Origin of the sequence: Roseibium sp. TrichSKD4 (assembly GCF_000148725.1) — a bacterium.
Classification (GTDB): Bacteria; Pseudomonadota; Alphaproteobacteria; order Rhizobiales; family Stappiaceae; genus Roseibium.
Genome location: NZ_GL476300.1, coordinates 328,915 through 349,394, shown reverse-complemented (window position 1 = coordinate 349,394; position 20,480 = coordinate 328,915). Strand labels below are relative to the sequence as shown.

Annotated in this window: 17 protein-coding genes and 1 pseudogene; 12 read left to right on the top strand and 6 right to left on the bottom strand. The window is 53.6% G+C overall.

Translation table 11 applies throughout. The features are described 5' to 3' along the window. Positions 1 to 94: 94 nt before the first annotated feature. Positions 95 to 925 (bottom strand): universal stress protein, encoded by an 831-nt coding sequence (locus TRICHSKD4_RS01635; RefSeq protein WP_009758976.1) that lies wholly within the window; start codon positions 923 to 925, stop codon positions 95 to 97. Positions 926 to 1,224: 299 nt separating this feature from the next. Between TRICHSKD4_RS01635 and TRICHSKD4_RS01630 the strand changes: the two genes are divergently transcribed. Continuing rightward, a complete protein-coding gene (locus TRICHSKD4_RS01630) occupies positions 1,225 to 1,713 on the top strand; it encodes a fasciclin domain-containing protein (RefSeq protein ID WP_009758974.1) in 489 nt (162 codons plus the stop codon). A 50-nt stretch (positions 1,714 to 1,763) separates the two neighbouring features. Here TRICHSKD4_RS01630 and TRICHSKD4_RS01625 read toward each other — a convergent pair. After that, positions 1,764 to 2,966, bottom strand: a pseudogene (locus tag TRICHSKD4_RS01625) (acyl-CoA dehydrogenase family protein). A gap of 101 nt (positions 2,967 to 3,067) precedes the next feature. Between TRICHSKD4_RS01625 and TRICHSKD4_RS01620 the strand changes: the two are divergent. From TRICHSKD4_RS01620 to TRICHSKD4_RS01600, 5 genes are all read left to right on the top strand, one after another. Continuing rightward, positions 3,068 to 4,876, top strand: a complete 1,809-nt coding sequence (locus TRICHSKD4_RS01620; protein WP_009758971.1) for an ATP-binding protein — start codon at positions 3,068 to 3,070, stop codon at positions 4,874 to 4,876. After that, positions 4,873 to 6,258 (top strand): sigma-54 dependent transcriptional regulator, encoded by a 1,386-nt coding sequence (locus TRICHSKD4_RS01615; RefSeq protein ID WP_009758970.1) that lies wholly within the window; start codon positions 4,873 to 4,875, stop codon positions 6,256 to 6,258. Before TRICHSKD4_RS01620 ends, TRICHSKD4_RS01615 begins: the two co-directional genes overlap by 4 nt. 224 nt (positions 6,259 to 6,482) lie before the next feature. After that, positions 6,483 to 7,496, top strand: a complete 1,014-nt coding sequence (locus TRICHSKD4_RS01610; RefSeq protein WP_009758969.1) for a C4-dicarboxylate TRAP transporter substrate-binding protein — start codon at positions 6,483 to 6,485, stop codon at positions 7,494 to 7,496. A 78-nt stretch (positions 7,497 to 7,574) separates the two neighbouring features. Continuing rightward, positions 7,575 to 8,219 (top strand): TRAP transporter small permease subunit, encoded by a 645-nt coding sequence (locus TRICHSKD4_RS01605; protein WP_040615954.1) that lies wholly within the window; start codon positions 7,575 to 7,577, stop codon positions 8,217 to 8,219. Further along, entirely contained in the window at positions 8,216 to 9,586 is a 1,371-nt protein-coding gene (locus tag TRICHSKD4_RS01600) for a TRAP transporter large permease (protein WP_009758967.1), read from the top strand. Before TRICHSKD4_RS01605 ends, TRICHSKD4_RS01600 begins: the two co-directional genes overlap by 4 nt. Positions 9,587 to 9,655: 69 nt before the next feature. Here the strand turns inward: TRICHSKD4_RS01600 and TRICHSKD4_RS27825 are convergent, their stop codons facing one another. Together TRICHSKD4_RS27825 and xseA are read right to left on the bottom strand one after the other, a co-directional pair. Next, entirely contained in the window at positions 9,656 to 10,123 is a 468-nt protein-coding gene (locus TRICHSKD4_RS27825) for a DUF805 domain-containing protein (RefSeq protein WP_050763301.1), read from the bottom strand. 251 nt (positions 10,124 to 10,374) lie between these two features. Next, a complete protein-coding gene (gene xseA / locus TRICHSKD4_RS01590) occupies positions 10,375 to 11,949 on the bottom strand; it encodes an exodeoxyribonuclease VII large subunit (protein WP_009758965.1) in 1,575 nt (524 codons plus the stop codon). A 154-nt stretch (positions 11,950 to 12,103) separates the two neighbouring features. On the opposite strand from xseA, the gene TRICHSKD4_RS01585 reads away from it, so the two are divergent. The 4 genes from TRICHSKD4_RS01585 to TRICHSKD4_RS01570 all read left to right on the top strand — a co-directional run bounded on the left by TRICHSKD4_RS01585 (position 12,104) and on the right by TRICHSKD4_RS01570 (position 17,020). Beyond that, positions 12,104 to 12,862 (top strand): 16S rRNA (uracil(1498)-N(3))-methyltransferase, encoded by a 759-nt coding sequence (locus tag TRICHSKD4_RS01585; protein WP_009758963.1) that lies wholly within the window; start codon positions 12,104 to 12,106, stop codon positions 12,860 to 12,862. Between the two features lie 5 nt (positions 12,863 to 12,867). Beyond that, complete coding sequence (locus TRICHSKD4_RS01580; protein WP_009758962.1) at positions 12,868 to 14,589, top strand: adenylate/guanylate cyclase domain-containing protein; 1,722 nt, start codon at positions 12,868 to 12,870, stop codon at positions 14,587 to 14,589. A gap of 198 nt (positions 14,590 to 14,787) precedes the next feature. Continuing rightward, positions 14,788 to 16,161: a glutamate--cysteine ligase gene (locus TRICHSKD4_RS01575; RefSeq protein ID WP_009758961.1), complete on the top strand. Its 1,374-nt coding sequence runs from the start codon at positions 14,788 to 14,790 to the stop codon at positions 16,159 to 16,161. A gap of 136 nt (positions 16,162 to 16,297) precedes the next feature. After that, the gene (locus tag TRICHSKD4_RS01570; protein ID WP_009758960.1) at positions 16,298 to 17,020 is read left to right on the top strand and encodes a hypothetical protein; all 723 of its coding nucleotides are present in this window, start codon (positions 16,298 to 16,300) and stop codon (positions 17,018 to 17,020) included. 60 nt (positions 17,021 to 17,080) lie between these two features. Here TRICHSKD4_RS01570 and TRICHSKD4_RS27820 read toward each other — a convergent pair whose 3' ends face one another. Next, entirely contained in the window at positions 17,081 to 18,157 is a 1,077-nt protein-coding gene (locus tag TRICHSKD4_RS27820) for a TadE/TadG family type IV pilus assembly protein (RefSeq protein ID WP_009758959.1), read from the bottom strand. Positions 18,158 to 18,406: 249 nt separating this feature from the next. Then, positions 18,407 to 18,742, bottom strand: a complete 336-nt coding sequence (locus tag TRICHSKD4_RS01560) for a DUF1127 domain-containing protein (RefSeq protein ID WP_009758958.1) — start codon at positions 18,740 to 18,742, stop codon at positions 18,407 to 18,409. Between the two features lie 261 nt (positions 18,743 to 19,003). Between TRICHSKD4_RS01560 and TRICHSKD4_RS01555 the strand changes: the two genes are divergently transcribed. Then, positions 19,004 to 19,879: a LysR substrate-binding domain-containing protein gene (locus tag TRICHSKD4_RS01555; RefSeq protein ID WP_009758957.1), complete on the top strand. Its 876-nt coding sequence runs from the start codon at positions 19,004 to 19,006 to the stop codon at positions 19,877 to 19,879. Positions 19,880 to 19,909: 30 nt separating this feature from the next. Next, the coding region (locus TRICHSKD4_RS01550; protein ID WP_040615854.1) for a LysR family transcriptional regulator at positions 19,910 to 20,480 on the top strand (571 nt) is incomplete at its 3' end.

Genomic DNA, 20,480 nt, shown 5'->3' with positions numbered 1-20,480 from the left:
TAGCAGAACTGACAGCAACCGAACATTGGTTACCTTGCCAATCAAGCGCATGCCTATGACGCAAGTGTGATGTTAAGGCCGGATGTCCGGTTGATTAGTGCGCCATCAATACGGGGATAGTCATGGCTTCCAGAATTTCCCGTGTGGCACCGCCAAAAAGGAACTCCCGCATCCGGCTGTGGCCGTAGCCACCCATGACGATCATGTCATTGGCATTGTCGGATACGTAATTGAGGACGGTATCGCCAATTCCTGTTTGCGGATTAGTGATGACGTCAACAGTCACATTAAGATCATGCCTTGCAAGATAGGTTGCCAAATCCGCACCCGGCTGCATATCCGGCGTTACCTTCTTGTTGACGACAAGAACCGTGATCTTCTTGGTCTTTTCAAGGATCGGCAGAGAGGCGTGCACCGCGCGTGCTGCCGTTGAACTCCCATCCCATCCAATCAGGATATTTTCCGGTTCCGTCGTTTTTGTCCCGATATATGGAACAAGCAGCACTGGCACCCCGCTTTCAAACAGAACGGTCTCAATGAGTAATTCGCGCATGGGCTCGGGCGCATCCGGATTGTTCTGCCCGATGACGACGAGATCCGTTGTTCTGAAATTGTGAATGATGCCCTCAAAAGGACCGCCGGTTAGAAGGTCCGCAATTCTGCTTTCGGACTTTCCGCCAGACAAACGGGCAAGTTCTTCAAACTCTCTTTGAGCAGCCTTGGCCGCGCTGACAGCTTGCTCGTGAGCGGCTTGGAGATAATCGACTGGCATTGGTGCTGCTGCAAAGGCAGGGACGACCGGTTCAAATGCGATGGACAGTCCGGTGACATGCGCATCATAGCGGCGTCCGAGTTCAAGAGCATATTTGCTTGCCGGCTGTGGGCCGGCCAAATCGACAACGGTCAGAATATCTTTGATCGGCATTTCAATCTCCTTGAAAGCTGAAGGCGCAGGTCCGCATCTTGCAGCCAGTAGTCGAACGTTAGGATGCTCTGCACCAGCTCGCTTTGATACCGATCAATGGAGGGTTCGCTCAGGTTCAATACGGAATCCAGAGCCCTTCAAATTGAGGTTTGCTTTACGTTCGCTCCTGCGATCGGATCATTCATCACCGATCAAAATGGCTCAAAACAAAGTTATCGAACCAGTTCTCTTCCAATCCCGTAGAGGGAGCGTCATCGCAGCCCAAGCATATCCGAATTGGGTCAGCAGAGGAGGAACACATGAAGAAAATTTTACTGGCAGCGGTTCTAGCAAGCGGTCTGACAGCGCCTACAGTGACCAACGCAGCAAACATTGTTGAAACAGCTCAGCAAGCAGGCACTTTCAATACGTTGGTCGCCGCAGCCCAAGCTGCCGGATTGGCAGGCGCATTGTCACAAAATGGACCGCTCACTGTTTTTGCTCCAACTGACGAGGCTTTTGAAGCTTTGCCAAGTGGATCGCTCGAAAAGCTACTTCTGCCGGAAAACAAAGACCAACTCGTGGCAATCCTCACTTACCATGTGGTTGGGCGGGAACTCACTTCAAACATGCTTCCGGGTCGAACCATCCACGTCAAAACGATCAAGGGCGCAGGTGACCGGACATTGGCGGTCTCTAAATCCGGTGGCGCTGTTACGGTCGATAATGCGAATGTCGTTGCAGCAGATATTCGAGCGGACAACGGTGTGATCCACGTTATCGACAAGGTCATGTTGCCAAGCAACTGATGATGGGGCTCCGGAAGCTTCCCTTTTTGATGGAAGCTTCCGGAGTATTCTTATACGGCCCTCATGACCTCACGGGTGATGATCAGGCGCTGGATTTCCAATGTTCCTTCATAGATCGTGGTGATCCGGGCATCTCGGGCATAGCGTTCAAGAGGATAGTCTTTGATGTATCCGGCTCCGCCATGAAGCTGGAGAGCCGTTTAGGTTGCGCGCTGGGCGGCCTCTGAGGCAAACAATTTCGCCATCGATGCCTCCTTGGCAAAGGGGTGACCGGCGTCTTTCAAACTCGCTGCTTGCAGGATCAAGAGCCGTGCAGCCTCAAGGTCCGTTTCCCTGTCGGCAATCATCCATTGGATGCCTTGCATGTCAGCGAGAGGTTTGCCGAACTGCTGGCGCTCGTTCACGTAAGCCTTTGCAGTATCCATTGCTTTTCGAGCAATGCCGAGTGCAAGGGAAGCAACGCCAATGCGTCCGCCTGCCAATTCACTGACTGCCACGCGAAACCCGTCATTTTCCTCGCCCATCATGGCCGTTGCAGGGATGCGGCAATCTTGAAAGACGATCTCGTTGGTCGCAGAGCCCGTCTGCCCCATTTTCTTCTCTGCTTTGGAAATGATGAGGCCGGGTGTGCCGGCTTCCACGAGAAAGCAGGAGATGCCTTTTCCTTTCGGTGCATCTGGGTCGGTGACGGCCCAAACGACAAAAACTCCCGCATATTCGCCGGAGGAAATATAGAGTTTTGACCCATTCAGAACATAATGATTACCGTCCTTGACAGCTCTTGTTTTCATGGCTGAAGGGTCAGACCCGGCGCTGGACTCTGTCAGGCAAAATGCACCAGCGGGATAGGTGCCATCGGTCAGTTTCGGCAAGTAGGTGGCTTTCTGGTCCTCAGACCCGACTGCTTGAATGACCTCACCCACCATGTTGGAAACGGAAGCGGTTACAGCTGTTGAAGCACATCCGCGTGCAAGCGCTTCGATGGCGAGGGCAAAAGACACCGTTCCAGCTTCGGTGCCGCCATAGTCTGCAGAAACATTCAGCCCCATGAAGCCGTTTTCTGACAAGGTTTTCAGATTGGCCAAAAGTGCCTCGCGGCCCTTTCCCTCATCAAGGGCTCCTGCGTTTGGCTCCAGAAGGGTCTCGGAAAACTTGAGGGCCGTCTCCTGGATCATGGCTTGTTCGTCAGACAGCGAAAGGTCATGTTCTTCTATCTCGTTCTTGGTGGGGTGCTGCAAATTACTCAGCCACACGCCAAACGTCTACGTGTGTGATTTCCCAGCAAAAGAGCCGTCGATGCCACATTCAGATCAGAAGAATTGCGGAGCGCGCCCAAAACGGCGATAACCGTCGCATGTCCAAACGCTCTGTCCTGTTTGTCTTGCCGCTCGTGCTGCTCGGTCTCTTGACCGTGCTGGTGTCGGACTTCGCAGTGAAGCGATCCCAAATCGCGAGTGACAAAACGGCAGCGGAACGACTGACGCTCTACCGTCAGACTATTCTCGGTGTGTACGAAAAATACCGCTACCTTCCTTATATGATTGCGCGGGACCCAAGAGCATCCGCAGTTCTGGACAAGCCGTCAGAAGGCGAGACGGCAAACAGGTTTTTGGAAGAAATGGCCCGTAACTCGCGGGCGGATCTTCTGTTCATGATGGATCGCCATGGCGACACCGTGGCGGCGAGCAATTGGCAAACGGACTTGTCCCTGATCGGAAGGAATTATGGGTTTCGGCCCTATTTCCAATCAGCCTTGAAAGGTGAGGAAGGTCAGTACTTCGCGGTCGGGATGACGACAGGGCGTCCGGGCTTGTTCCTTGCTCGCCCAACACCTGTGGAAGGCGAGCCGAAAGGTGTGGCCGTTGTTAAAGTCGATACCAGAATTCTGGAGCGCGCCTGGCGCGAAGGTGGGGAAACCGTTTTTGCAACGGACCGAAACGGGATTGTGTTTCTCTCCGCCGTATCTGACTGGAAGTACAAGACTACGCAGGAACTAGCCCCCGCGATTTTAGATGAACTGAGCGCCACTCGTCAATATGCGGATGAGGCCATTCAAAGCCTCTCAAGTGCTCCGCAGACAGACACAAAAACCATTCAAATTGATGGACAACTTTACAGGCATAATTCTGCACATGTCGGCCTGCTCGGCTGGAAGTTGCATTTTCTGGTGCCGCAGGAAAACGTCCGCGGATCATTGGTGCTGATCTGGTCTACGTCCTTCGGATTGGCGCTGCTGTATGTCGTCGGTGTGCTGGTGTTTCGAGGTCGCGCCCTGCGGCGGGCATCTGCGCAGCTGCGTCTGGAATCGGCTGAACTGAAGGAACTAAACAGCCGATTGACGGAAGAGGTCGAAGAACGTCGCCGCATCGAGCGTGAATTGATCCGAACACAAGAAGGTCTTGCACGGTCGAGCCGTCTTGCCGCTGTGGGACAGATGTCATCGGCTGTCGCGCACGAACTTAATCAACCTCTGGCTGCCTTGCGCATGTTTATTGCCGGCACGCGCAAGTTCTTGGAAAATGGAAATCTGGCGGCTGTAACCCAAAACCTGAATGACATTGATGGCCTGCAAGACCGGATGGCCAATCTGACGCAGGAGTTGAAGCGGTTTGCACGGCCAACTGAGAGCAAGATTGAGCGCGTGGACTTGCGAGAGTGTATTCGCGACTCAATAAAAATTGCCCGCCCGCGATTTGATGAAACCGATGTGGGTCTAAAGGTGGAACTACCCGACGTGCCGTTGGTGCTGGACACCGCGCGCTATCGCATTGAACAGGTCTTGCTCAACCTCCTGAAGAATGCAGCCGATGCCGCAGCTTTGGCGCATGAAGAGACCGGTGCAGGCGAGGTTGTTCTTCAGGCAACCCGTCTCGACACAAATGTGCTGGTGAGCGTGGCGGATAATGGTCAAGGCGTCTCAGCTGATATTCGCGAGAAGATATTTGATCCCTATTTCACGACCAAAATGAGTTCTGGTGGGCTCGGTCTTGGTCTGTCCATATCCATGCGCATCGCCGAGGATCTTGGAGGCACTCTCACGGTAAACAAGAGCCGATTGGGAGGGGCGGCATTCATTCTGACATTACCGGGCCTCCTCGATGCCGGAGAAACTGCGATCAAATCCAAAATAGAAAAAGATAGGCAAGAGGAACCAGCGGAATGAGCGAGCAAACTCCGGTCTTGATCGTAGACGACGATCCGGACATGCGCGCAGCGCTCCGCCAATGGATGGGACTGGCAGGATTTCGGCCCATCGAGGTCGAAACGGCAAGGCAGGCTCTCTCCAAACTATCGTCAGGATTTGAAGGGTGTGTGGTTTCCGATGTGATGCTGAAGGGAGAAGATGGCCTTCAGTTGATGCGTCAGGTCTCCGACATCGACGCTGAAATCCCGGTCATCCTGATTACCGGGCATGGTGATGTGCCAATGGCCGTGGATGCCATGCGATCAGGGGCTTATGACTTCGTCGAAAAACCGTTTGATCCAGATCGCATTGCCGAAGTTGTGTGGCGGGGCGTCGATAAGCGACGTCTGGTTTTAGAGAATCGCTCTCTCCATCGCTCGCTGGAAGACAGCAGCAGTCTTGAGAGCCGTCTGCTTGGCAACAGTCCGGCGATGAAAACTCTCCGTGAGAGGCTGCTGCACTTTGCCAAAACGGATGCAGCTGTTCTGATCAATGGGGAGACTGGCACCGGCAAAGAGGTCATCGCGCAAGCCCTTCACGGTTTCAGTCTGCGGAACAAAGGGCCATTTGTGGCCATTAATGCGGCGGCACTTCCAGAAACAATGGTGGAGGCTGAACTATTTGGCCATGAGGCGGGTGCCTTCACCGGCGCTGACAAAATGCGTCAGGGGCGCATAGAGCAAGCCGATGGCGGGGTTCTTTTCCTTGATGAAATTGTGTCCATGCCGATTTCCCTACAAGCCAAACTCTTGCGTGTTTTGCAGGAAAAGGAAGTCGACAGAGTTGGGGGACGCAAACCTGTCCGAGTGGATCTTCGATTGGTCAGCGCAGCGAACGAAGACCCAAGAAAGGCAGTTGCCGAACAGCGCCTTCGCGAAGATCTGTTGTTTCGCCTGAACACAATTGAGATTTTCGTCCCGCCGTTGCGAGAGCGCGGCAGCGATGTTCAACTGCTCTTTGATACGTTCCTCAATCGCTTCGCCGCTCATTATGATCTCGAACGTCCGATCTTGAGCAGTCAGGACGAGGCTTTCTTGCGGACATATCATTGGCCAGGAAACGTTCGAGAGCTGAGAAACGCAGCAGAGCGGTTCGTTCTGAATGCTGGTGTTGGAGCACAGGCACTTGAAGTGCTGGTTACTGGCCCGCAAGCAGGTGTCTCCAATCCGTCCGGAGGCAATCTCAGGGAACTGATGGACGCCTATGAGCGCACAGTGATTAGCAACGCGCTGACCCGTCATCGCGGGCGGATCAACCTTGTCATGGAAGAACTCGGCCTGCCACGGCGCACACTGAATGAAAAAATGGCCCGGCTCGAGATCCGTCGATCCGATGGTGTTCTGGAGGAAACGGAAGGCTGATCGGCGGGTTTTCGCCGACTGCTCATCGTGATCGGCGAAATATTGCCGATTGCTGGATTGCAGTTCGTCCAAGCTGCCTGTTAAGTGTTTATTTGTTACGAAAAATCGGAATTTTTACGAATTGGCACGCCTCCTGCTTGGAGGGGTGCATCGTGGTCAACGGTTCGTCTTCGGACCGTGAGTGCCACTTTATCAAGAGCGAACAAATATCTGGGAGGATAAGAATGTTCACTTTGAAAAACGCCACAGCGGCTTCGGCTCTCGTGCTGGGTGCGATTTTTGCGACCGAAAGCTTTGCAGCAGATGTAACTTGGAACGTGTCCCTTTGGGGCAAAAAACGCGCCTTCACCGAGCACGTTGAAAAGCTTGCCGAGGAAGTTGCAGCCAAGACAGACGGCAAGTTTGAAATCAAACTGCATTACGGCGGCGCGCTTTCCAAATCTCGCGAAAATCTGGATGGCATTTCCTTCGGCGCGTTTGAAATGGCGCAGTTCTGTGCGTCCTATCATGCCGACAAGAACCCATCCTTGACCGTTCTGGAACTGCCGTTCCTGGGTGTTGCTGATCTGGAAACAGAAGTTGCGGTCTCCAAGGCACTTTATGAGCATCCTGCTGTGCAGAAGGATCTCGGTCGCTGGAATGCCAAGCTTCTGATGCCGTCCCCGATGCCGCAATATAACTTTGCGGGCAAGGGCGATGTTCCGACCAAGATTTCCGACTTTGATGGAATGCGTGTTCGCGCCCTTGGCGGTCTTGGCAAGATGATGGAAGCTGTTGGCGCAGTGCCAACATCTGTTACGGCATCGGAAACTTATCAGGCGATTGATTCCGGTACGGTTCAAGCTGCAGGCTTTGCACCGCATGCGCACATGTCCTTCAAGACAATTGAAGTTGCCAATTGGTGGACCAAGAACCTGAACCCGGGAACTGTGCATTGCCCAGTTGTTGTCAACACGGATGCCTATGCTGCGCTTCCAGATGACTTTCGCGCTGCACTTGATGCCTCCGTTGATCCGGCTCTGGAACACTACCTGGCCAATTACAACAAGCTCTATGACAAGTGGTGGCCGGCACTTGAAGAAAAGGGCATCACTCAGGTTGAGTTTTCCGATGCTGAGCTGGAAACCTTCGCCTCCAAGGCAGGCCCGATTTGGGAAGCTTGGGTCAAGGAGCAGACCGCAAATGGCCTGCCAGCTCAGGAACTTCTCGATATGGTGCGCGAAAAGATCAACGGTTAATCCCGTGTCTTGAACCATAATTGAAGCTCTCCCCGGCGCCTTTCGTGCCGGGGAATGTCTTTCTGGGGCTTGAAAACCATGACATCCGAAGATTTAGCAGGCCGCCCCGAACCGGGCGGGCCGGGCACGTATATAAAATTCGATGGGGCCCTTGGGCACGTTGAAAATGCCTTCAACTTGATCGCTGCCTTTAGCATCCTTGCCTTGATGTTGCTGGCTGTAGTGCAGGTGCTGGGCAGGCTGGTGTTGAATACGCCAGTGCCCGGGTTCATCGACATCACCGAGCAAGCCATGGCCGTGTTTGCATTTGCTGGTGTTGCCTATTGTCAGCGGGTCGGCGGTCACATCCGGATGGAGATTGTGCTTGGTCAGCTTTCCGGGCGCACGCTCTGGATTTGCGAAATGATCGGCGTCATTCTGATCGCGTTCGTCGTGGCCTTGCTCATTTACGGATCATGGTTCCATTTTGAGCGATCCTGGAACTTTGGCGATAGCACCATGGACATTCGTTTGCCGACATGGCCATCCAAGCTGGTCGTCCCTGTCGCGTTGTCCTTGCTGTTCTTACGCCTGCTTTTGCAAATATATGGCTATGCCCGATTGGTTGCGAAGCCGGATCGCGAACCAATTGGGGTTCCAGTCCTTCACGATGCCGCGGAAGTAGCCCAGCAGGAAATTGAAGAAACCTTCGGCAACGAAGAAGCTGAAGGAGACCGGAAATGACCCCATTTGACGTAGGTCTTATCATGACGGGCGTTTTGCTCGTCCTCGTAGTCATTGGTGTGCGGGTCGCCTTTGCGGCTGCCTTCACAGGACTTGTCGGCCTGATCATCCACTTTTCGATGATGCAAGGTTTTGAACTTGGCTTCATGACAGCCATTAAAATGGCTGGAACAATTCCGCATTCCAAGTCGGTCACCTATGCCCTGTCTGTCTTGCCAACGTTCATCCTGATTGGGTTCTTGGCGTTTTATGCGGGCTTCACAAAGAAGCTGTTTGAGGCGGCCAAACGCTGGCTGGGGTGGCTGCCGGGCGGCATGGCCGTCGGCACCGTGTTCTCAACAGCCGGTTTTGCCGCTGTGTCGGGAGCGTCCGTTGCAACAGCAGCCGTGTTTGCCCGTGTTGCGATCCCTGAAATGCTACAGGCAGGGTACTCAAAGCGTATGTCAGCGGCTGTTGTTGCAGCCGGTGGCACGTTGGCCTCCCTCATTCCGCCATCTGCCATTCTCGTGATCTATGCGATTTTGGTAGAGCAATCCGTCGGCAAATTGTTGATTGCCGGATTCCTGCCAGGTGTCTTCTCCGCCTTGATTTATGTCGGCATCATTGTCTTCATCGCAATGTGGAAGGGAGATGCTCCGCCCACCCGGTCTTACACGTGGGCAGAGAAAATAGAATCTGTTCCGGGAACACTGCCCATTATTGCCGTTGTCGGGATCATCTTCTGTTCTTTCTTCTTCGGCCTTGCAACGCCAACGGAAGCCGGTTCGCTCGGGGCATTCGTTGTGCTTTGCGTGGCGGTTGCCAAGGGCATGCGCACCAAGCAGCTCTTTCAGGCTCTCCATGAAACAGCCAAGCTGACGGTCATGATCTTCACCCTTATCTGGGGTGTTCTGGTCTATGTCCGGTTCCTCGGCTTTGCCGGTCTCCCGGACGCCTTCAAAGTATTCATCGTTGGGCTGGAGTTTTCGCCCTGGATGGTGCTGATCATGATCTTGCTGGCTTATGCAGTCTTGGGCATGTTCATGGACGCAATTGGAATGCTGATCCTGACCTTGCCAGTTGTTTATCCGGCGGTCATGGCCTTGAACGGTGGCGAAACCGTCTCAGCCGCAGACAGTGCCTTTGGCCTTTCTGGAGAGGCCTGTGCCATTTGGTTCGGGATATTGGTGGTCAAAATGGCGGAGCTCTGTTTGATAACGCCGCCCATAGGTCTGAATTGCTTTGTTGTATCAGGCGTTCGTCCGGACATCCCGGTTCAGGAGGTGTTCCGCGGCTGCGTGCCGTTCTTCGTGGCCGATGTGTTGACGATTGCAGGTCTCTTGGCCTTCCCGTCAATCATCACGTTCCTGCCATCCTTGATGGGCTAAAAACACCGGCTCAGACACCTGGTGCCTTATCAAAGCCGCCGCGCGCCAAGCGCGGCGGCTTTTTTGGTTTCAGCCGAACTCATTGCGGCCCGGAGTGCCTGCAAAAAAGCCGTTCGCGACAAAGAGATAAAGGCTGTAGAACAGACCAACGAGCGGAAGGAACAAAAGCAACAGCCAGAGCGCGGAATGCCCACGGTCGTGGATACGGCGCGCCTCCAGAGACCAATAACAGATGGTCAGGGGAATGAACAGGATACCATATTTCAGGCCTTCTGCTGTGCCAAAGAAATACCCGTAAAATTCAAGAACATTCCAATTTTCAATGCCGGCAGGAAGGTTGAATGCCAAGGCTACGAAGAGAGCGACAGTCAGCAGAAAACGAAATGCCCCAATCGTCCAATACGTGCTCCGGCCAATGCGCCCGCTAAAGCCAAACACCATTCCCAAGAGGCTGGGAGGGGCTTCCGTGGACATATCCATGTCAAATTGGAAGTCATCCGCTCCGAGCGCCATTGAAGAGGCGCCTGCCGAGGCCATTTGCCCTATCTGTGAAGAGGTGTTTGAGGGTCCTGCAACACGTGGTGTAGGAGTTGCGCCACGTCGTCCAAATTGCTTTCGTTCGTTAGACATTTTTGTCCCATGCACAATAAAAACCATGGGAAATATACGAAGCGAAGCTGATATTGACGTTAAGTCATTTGGTTAATGTATGCGTAATTCTCTTTTTGGTTATCTATTAATGAAGAGCCGGAATAGAGTTTGAAAGACACCGCCAATTCATCTTGAGACTAAAACAGATTGCCTTGGGTTTCAGGCTTGTTGTTTTTGGGCTTGGCTGCCGGTTTCTTCGGGGCTTTCTTTTCTGTTTTACTAGCTGAATTGGCGCTTACAGCCATTGCATCGATAAGCCCATCAGACAGTTCGATTACAAGTTTTTCGCCAGCAGGCACATCTGTGGCGCTCCGAACAGGCGTGCCACTCTTATCACGCACAACAGCATAGCCGCGCGACAGCACCTCTTTGTAGGACAGGGAGTTGAGTAGCTTGTCCAATCCATCCAGACGCGCCTTGTCTTGCGCAAGCCGGTTGCCGTAAGCCCGATCCATCCGTTCCGACAGAGTTTTCAACCGCTCAAGGCCCAAAGCGGATTGTTGCCGCAAGCGATCTGGTGTCAATCGGCTGGCAACTGCCGAATAGGTCTGACGTTTGGACTGAACGGTGACCTGAAGCGCGCGCGATTGTCGATCCACCAAGGCTGTCAATCGGTCATGGGCATGGCTTAAGCCCCGTGTGAGCAGCAGCGGAGACAGGCGCGCGGACACTCCATCAAATCCACTGCGGTGGCTTCGCGTGTTGACGATCAGAGCCCGTTCCAGACTTCCTGCCGCCGTATCAAACCGCTGGCGTGGCAAGGCCAAAAGATCGCGTGGGGCAGGCAGTGCGGCCCCTGCAGCGCGAAGCTCGGTTCTCCGATTTGCTATAGATCGGTTCAGTCCTGAATAAAGTCGGCGAGACAGGTCATCGACCAGCGCCAGCAATTCCGCCTTCACGGGGACTGCAATTTCGGCGGCTCCAGTCGGAGTCGGTGCACGCAAGTCTGCGGCCAAATCGATCAAGGTCCAATCGGTTTCGTGGCCGACAGCCGAGATCAGCGGAATTTCGCTGGCCGCAGCTGCGCGAACAACAGCTTCTTCGTTGAACCCCCAAAGGTCTTCTATGCTGCCGCCGCCACGGGCAACCACAATCAAGTCAGGGCGCGGGATCGGCCCACCGGCCTGAAGCGAATTGAAACCACGAATTCCGTTGGCAACCTCTGCACCGGACGTTTCGCCTTGAACGCGGACAGGCCAAACAAGCACATGAAGCGGAAAGCGATCGCTGATCCGGTGCAAAATATCCCGGATGACCGCACCCGTCGGGGATGTGACGACCCCAATAACGCGAGGCAGATGTGGCAGGCGTTGTTTGCGCTCTTCAGAAAACAGGCCTTCGGCAGCGAGTTTCTTCTTCCGCTCTTCCAATAGGGCCATAAGAGCTCCGGCGCCCGCTGGCTCCAGAGAATCGATGACCATCTGGTATTTGGATTGGCCCGGAAACGTGGTGATCTTGCCCGTCGCGATCACCTCAAGACCCTGTTCGGGCTGGATTTTCAGCTTTGATGCAACACCGCGCCAGATGACACCGGAGAGAACCGCACGCTCATCCTTGAGGTCCAGATAAATGTGACCTGACCCCGGCCTAGAAATGCGTCCCAATTCTCCGCGCACTCGGACATATCCGAACGTGTCTTCCATCGCACGTTTGATGGAAAAGGAGATCTCGGAAACGGAAAATTCCGCGACATTGGATTTGGTATCGGTCAAGCGTCTGATTCCTCACATTACCGCTGCAAGGTGACGTTCTGACCGTGCAGGGTCAAGTCGCCAACAGTCGTTGGAAAAACAAATGCCGGGGACAGTCAGACCGGTGTGGCGCATGGTCATTGAAATGCCATGCCCGTGAACACACACTAGGGGCATGCCAAACTATGAATTCAAAATGCAGCGTCTCTTTCTGCGGCACATCCTTGCGGACGGAGCGCGTATCGAGGCCGACCGCAGTCAGGCCAATTATCTTCTCAATGTTTTGCGTCTGAAGGATGGGGACAAGGTGCTCGCATTTGACGGGCAAAATGGCGAATGGCTTACCGAAATCAAGGTAACAGGGCGCAAGGCGTGTGTTCTGGAACTCGTCGAGCAAACTCGCCCGCAGGAAAAATCTGCAGATCTTTTGTATCTGTTCGCGCCGCTGAAACATGCTCGGCTTGATTATATGGTTCAAAAGGCCGTTGAGATGGGGGTCGGCAGCCTTCAACCGGTCATGACGCAACATACCCAGACAAGCCGCGTCAATCTGGAGCGGATGGAAGCCAATGTGATTGAGGCCGCAGAACAATGCGGCGTGCTCTCAGTTCCCGGTGTCGTTGAACCAGAACCGCTCAAGGCATTGTTGGCCAATTGGCCCGAAAAGCATCCAGGTCGTGTTCTTTTGTTTTGCGACGAAGGATCGGAAACAACCAACCCTCTGGGAGATCTTGCTAAGCTGGTCGAAGCAAAACCTGAGAGCATAGCTCTTCTGGTTGGTCCCGAAGGTGGCTTTTCAACCGAAGAGCGGTCTATTCTCCACCAATCAGACTTTGTGGTGTCGATTCCTCTGGGACCACGAATATTGCGTGCAGACACGGCTGCGGTTGCCGCACTGGCGGTTATCCAGGCCACGTTGGGTGATTGGACTTAAACAAAGTGCCACAAGACATCATTCCTCCCGGCGTACCTGTTAAAGACCGAACGTTAGGACGTGATCAGGAGACGGGAGGACATGACAAGCCAAAACGCTTTCGGCTGTCTGTTGGCGTCGTGCTTGGACTGGTCTTTTCCATTGTTCTGGTTCTGATTTGCGGCGGCATCATAACCTACATGACGTCTGCCAGTCGAAACGTGGCCGGACGCCTTCTTCTGCAACAGGCCAGCGCAAATTTGAGCCGATACGAAACAGTGCTGACAGGGTTCTTCGATCAGCAGACGGCATTGCTGCAATCTCTCTCAATCTCGATTGGCTCAGACGCATCCCAGTCTCGGTTTACAGAAATCGCAAAACTGTTTCCTAGCGGCTCCACCGTCCGAGTCTTGGCGGGCCGTAACGAGTCGCAGCCTGGTCAGGTTGAATGGAACCAGTTTGTTCTCGATCCCGAAACCAACACCGCAGTCATGTCGGCAACCGTTGGTTTGGTGTCTGGCCAGCGTTTGTCGGTGCAATTTCCTCAATCGGTTTTTGCAGATCTGACATCGAAAATGGATCAGGGTGACGAGCTTGGCGCGTTTTTGTTGATGGGGCGCGATCAGGTGGTCAGCTTCGCTTCAGAGCAGCCTAATGGTTTTAATGCGCAGGCAGCACAGCCCCTTGCGCGATTGGCAGATTATCCTTCCAGTCCAATTTCAAGTCTTTGGACAAAGAGCGACGATGCTCATCCCATTCGGGGCGGGGTGAAAGGACGCGTCTTTCCGCATCAAGAGCGTATGTACGCGATGATTTATGATGAGGTCGAGAGCGGACCCGCAAAGGGGTGGACCTATGGAGCGCTCTATCAGGCTCATATCTTTGGCGCGACCCTGGACCGCTCGCAGATCATATTGTTCGTTGCCGTCGGCGGGTTGTTGGTTGGGGCCGTTATATCCTTTACACTAGGGCGTATTATTGGCCGCCCTCTGGATGATCTGGCGCAGGCCGCCGTCAACATGCAGAACCTTGAATTTGACAAGGTGCAACCATTGCAAGGCTCCCACTTGATCGAGCTGGATCAGGTCAACCGGGCCTTTAACAGTGCATCGGGTGCGCTGCATGCCTTTTCCAAATATGTGCCGAAACAACTGGTCCGGCAGCTCGTTGACGATGGCCTGACAGGGACGGAACACATTGAGACACGGGAAATGACCATCGTCTTTACCGATTTGGCCGGTTTCACAGGCAAGGCGTCTCATCTGACGGCTGAAGAAACAGCGGGCTTTCTTGGAAAATACTTTGAAACAGTATCTGAGCAGGTGGTTGCGGAAAGCGGCACCATCGACAAGTTTCTCGGCGACGGCGTGATGGCATTTTGGGGCGCACCGTCCTATCAGCCCGATCACGCGGCACAAGCAATTGCATCTGTCCGGGCTCTGGCAGAAGCAATCGAAGCGCACCCGGATGGCGATATGCGCGTGCGAATTGGGGTTCATACAGGCGAAGTGGTTGTCGGCAATATCGGATCATCGGACAGGCTGAATTACACGGTAATCGGTGATGCTGTGAATGTGGCTGCACGCCTTCAAGAATACGGCAAATCGGTCGATCCATCTGCAAGAACGATCATTCTGGCAAGCGCGGACACCTTGGCTCAGCTCAATGAGCCAAACACATTCGAGCACATTGGAAGCACTGAGCTCAGAGGGCGCGAGGAGCCTGTCGATATTTTCCGTGTGGCATAAGCGAAACGCGACACAAAAAGTTGAGCGGAAACATGCCCCTTGGATTTGTTGAGCCAAAAAACGCTCTGGTAATTCCTGACACACAGTCCTAAATGGCAAACACTTGGACATGTTGGTCGATTAGACAAATCGGCTGCATTGTATCGGCTGTTTCCCCTTAGTAAGATTCGGTCGACGTGACTCGGAAGGATGCTGTTTATGGCGCGTGATACAGTCGATTCGACATTGATTGAGAGTGTTGCAGATCTGGCCGCAACACTGGCCGAAGGCTGCAAGCCCGCCGACCAGTTTCGGATTGGTACTGAGCACGAGAAATTTGGCTTCAACACGGCTGATTATTCCCCAATTCCCTATGATGGTGACAAAGGTGTGCGTGCGGTTTTGGAGGGAATGGAGACCATTCTCGGTTGGGACCGGATCGAGGATGCGGGCAATATCATTGGCCTCGCAGACCTTTCTGGTGGCGGTGCAATTTCCATAGAGCCTGGCGGTCAGTTTGAGCTGTCAGGCGCACCGCTGGACAACCTCCACCAGACCTGCCGTGAGGCAAATGCTCACCTCGCACACGTTCGCCAAGTTGCAGATCCCCTCGGCGTTGGTTTTTTGGGCATTGGCATGACGCCAAACTGGAGCCGGGCTGAAATACCTGTCATGCCGAAATCTCGTTATGACATCATGACCGGCTACATGCCTAAGGTCGGCAGCCTAGGGCTGGACATGATGTATCGCACCTCAACCATTCAGGTGAATCTCGATTTTTCATCAGAAGCCGATATGGTTCAGAAGATGCGGGTCGGCCTCGCATTGCAGCCTATTGCCACGGCCATTTTCGCCAATTCTCCGTTCACAGAAGGAAAGCCCAACGGCTTTAAATCATTCCGTGCGCAAATCTGGACAGACACCGATACTGACCGCACCGGTGATATGCCGTTTGCCTTTGAGGAAGACTTCGGGTTTGAGCGCTATGTCGAATGGGCCATTGATGTCCCGATGTATTTCGTCAAACGCGGCGATACCTATTTTGATGTAACAGGAACAACCTTCCGCGAGTTCATGAACGGTGCATTGGAAGGCAAGGTACCGGATGCGCGCCCAAATCTGGGGGACTGGAACAATCACCTGTCGACGCTGTTCCCGGATGTACGCCTGAAAAAGTACATCGAAATGCGCGGCGCAGATGGTGGGCCTTGGCGGCGGATTTGTGCTTTGCCAGCGCTATGGGTCGGTCTGCTTTACGATGATGGCGTTCTGGATCAGGCGTGGCAGCTGGTGAAGGACTGGTCAGCTGAAGAACGCGCAGCACTGCGCAGCGGTGTGCCCATGCATGCTCTGGAAACGCCTTTTAGAAGCGGAACTGTTCGCGATATTGCAAAAGACGTTCTTGCCCTTTCCAAAGAGGGGCTAAAGCGGCGGGCGCGCTTCAGCGACGGTGACCTCGATGAACGGGTGCATTTGGCACCGGTGGAAGAGGGGCTTGCTGCCGGCATGTGTCCCGCTGATGTTCTGCTCCAACGGTATAATGGCAGCTGGGCTGGCAATATGGATCAGCTGTTCAAGGAGTATGCCTACTGACCCAGTCCAGTCCGCGGGCTGAATGGCAGGGTTTTGCAATCCTAATTCTGTGCTGAGAATTGACCCAACTTCAAATTGGGTCGATCATCCGGTTCGTTTTGGATTTTGTGGCGTCCTCTGGACGGAAAGGCACAGCATGGCTCATTCGCCAGAGGGATCATCCCCGTTTAACCTGTCGGATATCGCTAAGGATATGCAAGACCGGTTCGGCTGGCAGGACAGTGATTTGGCCAAGGCGATGTCGCAATTGCTCGCAGCGTCCCAAACCGGATTCAAGCACTTCGGTCCGCCTTCCGCTGACACGGACATTGGCTCTTGGATGACCGGCCAAGCGGATACGCAAAAGGATGGCAGTGCGTTTGATCCGACCGGTCTTTTCTTCGGACCCAAAACAACCCAACAACAGTTGGCAAACCAGATAGCGTCCGCTACCGGCCTGCAACAGGACGCTGTTGCCGAAATGATGCCGGTTGCCGCCACGCTGGCAATGGGAAACAAAATCCGCCCCTATCTAGGCGGTCAGGCGCAAACATTGCTGGATGCATTTTTGCGCGGCTTTGCGCGCGGGCGGCCGAAACCGCCGCCTACCCCAACAGAAGTCTTTCAGGGGTATCAGGAGGCTGTCACTTCCTTCTGGTCTTCATTTTTAACACCTTCATCACCCGATTATATTGCCGAAGAACAGCCAGAACCCAAAGTGGACCCCGCCGATTCGGACAACGAAACCGCTACTCCTGACGAAAAACAGATTGCTGACTGGATGTCCATGGGCAAAGAGCTGCAGACCAGCCAGTTCAAGGCATTTGAAGAGCTGTTTCAAAGGGCTTCAAGTTCGCTAAAGCCAAACGAGGAGGGGTAATCCCCCTCGCTGTAGTGTCTAAACCGGCGATGGTTTGCCGAAAGCTGACGACCCTCAAGTTTAAAAGGACAGATAGGGGGGCGGGAGCTTTTTGTAGACCGCGTTCGCGATCGCCTCGACCATGTTGTTGGTCGCTGATGTCAGGCTGCCACCATAATTGTAGCCACTCCACTTGGAGAGCTGACGCCAGCCATTTTGTGATTGATTGCCGAAGAAAACAAACATCTTGTTGTCTTGACTGATCAAACTGCCGTTGTTCCAAGCTGCTTCCAGCCCGCCCCAAGACCGTGGCATGTTCGATGGGTAAGGAGTGCCTGAGCTGTTTATGTTTCTCCAGTTGTTTGGAGAGTCAGCGGGGGCGTCCGTCCACAGAGCTACAACGGGAAATACGCTTTGTCGTGTGTTTGTGGTCTTGAACCAACTCGATCTCAAACCTTCATTGAAACATTCAAGACCTGCTTCGGGCCAATCACCGCCACCGTAAGCAGATTCAGAATCGACGAAATTTTTGAATTGGGTGCGCTGGTCGGGAAGTTTAAGAAATGTGGACTTTTTTAGCCCGTAGCTCCTTGACCAGCCATCGTAGTCGTAATCCCAATAGTAGATCGGCCGGACGCGAATAATATCCACTTGGCGCCCGAGTTCCTTCAACCGATTTTTCAAATTGGCTTCAAAGCTGAGGGCATTCCTTTGAACTGATCGCAAGGTCGCGCCCATACTGCCCGTTGCGTCAATGCACATGACGATATCCAGGATAACCTCTTGCCCACCCCCAACGGCGTCCGAGCGCGTCGCGACCTCGAGCGTCTTGAAGCCGGCAATCTGCATGAGTGTTGTGGGGAGCTCAAATACGGCATCGACCGACACTTTCATAGTTTCGTCGTCGGTCACGATGTTGAGCTTTTTAAGTTTCGCGCCATGCAGGTTCAACTGCGATACTTGGGCGTCAAACGCTTTCTTCGCCGCCTTGCGGGCATCCTGTTCTGAGCCGAGTTTTGAAAACTCAACAGCTGCGGCCAAGGCGGCGGTATCCAGACTTCCAAGCACACGTGTTTTTAGCGTGAGAGCCCTCGAGTAATCCACTCCCACGCCGATAGCGACGATCAATACGAAAAACACAAACGCGGTGATAATCATGATTGCTCCGCGTTCATCACGTCTAAATCGGGATAAGAGTGAATACATTTAAGCCTCTAGGGAAAGCTGTGCTTCCTCAGAGTGTAGGTATTTTGATAAAATAAATCTTACCTAACGTAAGATAAATCAATGTATTCACTGGCGGTGTGTGTTTACTGTAAATAATTTGCAAAAAAAGGCCCGCTTGAAATGAAGCGGGCCAGTTAGGTGTCAGCGAGAATGCCGACAGGGGCTGCAGTATGCAGATGGTCAGGCCGCGACCTTCGGGTCGCTGACCAAGCTTGGGGAAAGCGTGTTTGAGTTTGCTTTGCTCGCAGATGCCGCGCTTGCAAAGTTCGGTGAAGAGCACGCGTCAGTGAGGTAGCGCTCACCGGCAAGTTCACTGATCATCGTTGCCGGGTTTTCAAGAAGTGGGCTCTTCTGGGCAACAATGACATCACCTCTGTAAAGCCCGATATCCTTGAGCTGAGCGTCCGAAAGCGTTTGCAGGCGTGCCACGGCGCGGCGGTTTTCAAACATGCGCCATACTTTGTGGAACACGGTTTTAGAACCGGGTGCAAAGAGGGTGTTGAATAGATGCGTCATGCTACAATCCTCCTGTTTGCTGCCAGCCGCGCTGACAACATGCCGTGCGCCTTTCCGGTGGCGCTCTACCTGCTTGGAACGAATACAGACTGCCAAAAACTCCGTCATCACACCAGTGAATGTTTGTGATATGAATAATCACGTTTCGTGATGATTGGTTGGGGGCTTCCGTGTCTTGATTTGAAATATGATTGCTTCTATGAAATTACTCAAACGAATGTTTTAGATGAAAAACATTCAAATTTGTGATGAGTTATAAGAATGCTCGATCTCGACCAGCTCAGGACCTATGTCGCCATTGCCGAAACCGGCAGCTTTACCAAGGCAGCCGATGTTGTCTGCAAAACGCAATCTGCTGTTTCCATGCAAATGCGCCGTTTGGAAGACCGGGTGGGGCGGGCGCTATTCGTTCGAGATGGACGTCTGTCGAAACTGACCGAAGATGGGGAGCGGTTGCTGCCCTTTGCGCGTCGGCTGGTGCAGCTAAACGACGAAACGCTCGCTGTGTTTGATGAGACGGAGTTGTCAGGCATCGTTCGGCTTGGGACGCCCGATGACTATGCGGACCGTTTTTTGCCGGAAATTCTGGCCCGGTTCTCGCGTTCAAACCCAAAAGCCGAAGTTAGCGTTGTTTGCGCGCCCACGCCCAACCTTGCCAAGGATCTAGAGGAAGGCGAACTGGATGTAGCCATCATTACTCACGTCCAGAAGCGAGGTCGCAAAGGTGTCGAGATTATTCGTCGCGAGCCGCTCTTGTGGGTGTCCTCAGCGCGCCATGCTGCTGAATTGGAAGATCCGATACCTTTGGCGCTTGGCCGTGCGACCTGTGACTGGCGAAAAGCTGCCTTGGAAGCCTTGGACAAAAAGGAGCGCGAAAGTCGACTGCTTTATTCCAGTTGGAACTCCACGGCTGTTGGAGCTGCGGTTCTCGCCGGATTGGCCGTTTCTGTTCTGCCAGAATCTGCCCTGAGACCGGGAATGCGTGTTTTATGTGAAGCCGATGGCTTCCCCAAACTGCCGGAGTGCGAGATCGGTTTGATGCGCTCATGGAAGAAGCGCAGTCGTGTCACCGAAGCGTTGGTTGAGCACATCGTTTCGTCGCTGGATAATCTATCCGTGCCACAGGCGGCTCAATAACATCCTGCAGGATCAAGAAGGCCTTTTGTGATGGGACAAATACTGGACATCGATCAGCTGCGAACGTTTCTTGCCATCGCGGAACTTGGTAGTTTTACAAAAGCAGGAGAGACCGTTCACAAAACGCAGTCTGCTGTTTCAATGCAGATGCGGCGTCTGGAAGAAAAGGTTGGCCGCCCAATCTTTGTGAAAGATGGCCGTCAATCCCGATTGACTGAGGACGGCATCAGACTGGTCGAATATGCCCGTCGCATGATCATTTTAAATGACGAAACACTGTCCGCCTTCAATGCCTCTGGCGAAGTAGGGTTGGTGAAGTTTGGGGCTCCAGATGACTATGCAGACCGATTGATCCCGCAGGTTCTGGCCGCATTCAATCATCTTAATCCGTCGATTGAAGTGGTGGTGGAATGTGTTGCCAGTGCTGTTTTGCGGGAACGGATTCGCGAAAACAGCATTGACGTGGCGATCATCACATCCGGCGATTCCGCGGATGTGCCGGGTGAGATCATTCGTCGTGAGCAGTTGTTCTGGGTGACGTCGTCCCGCCATTGTGCTCATACAGCCGATGTTGTTCGATTGGCGCTCGGCCCTGCGACTT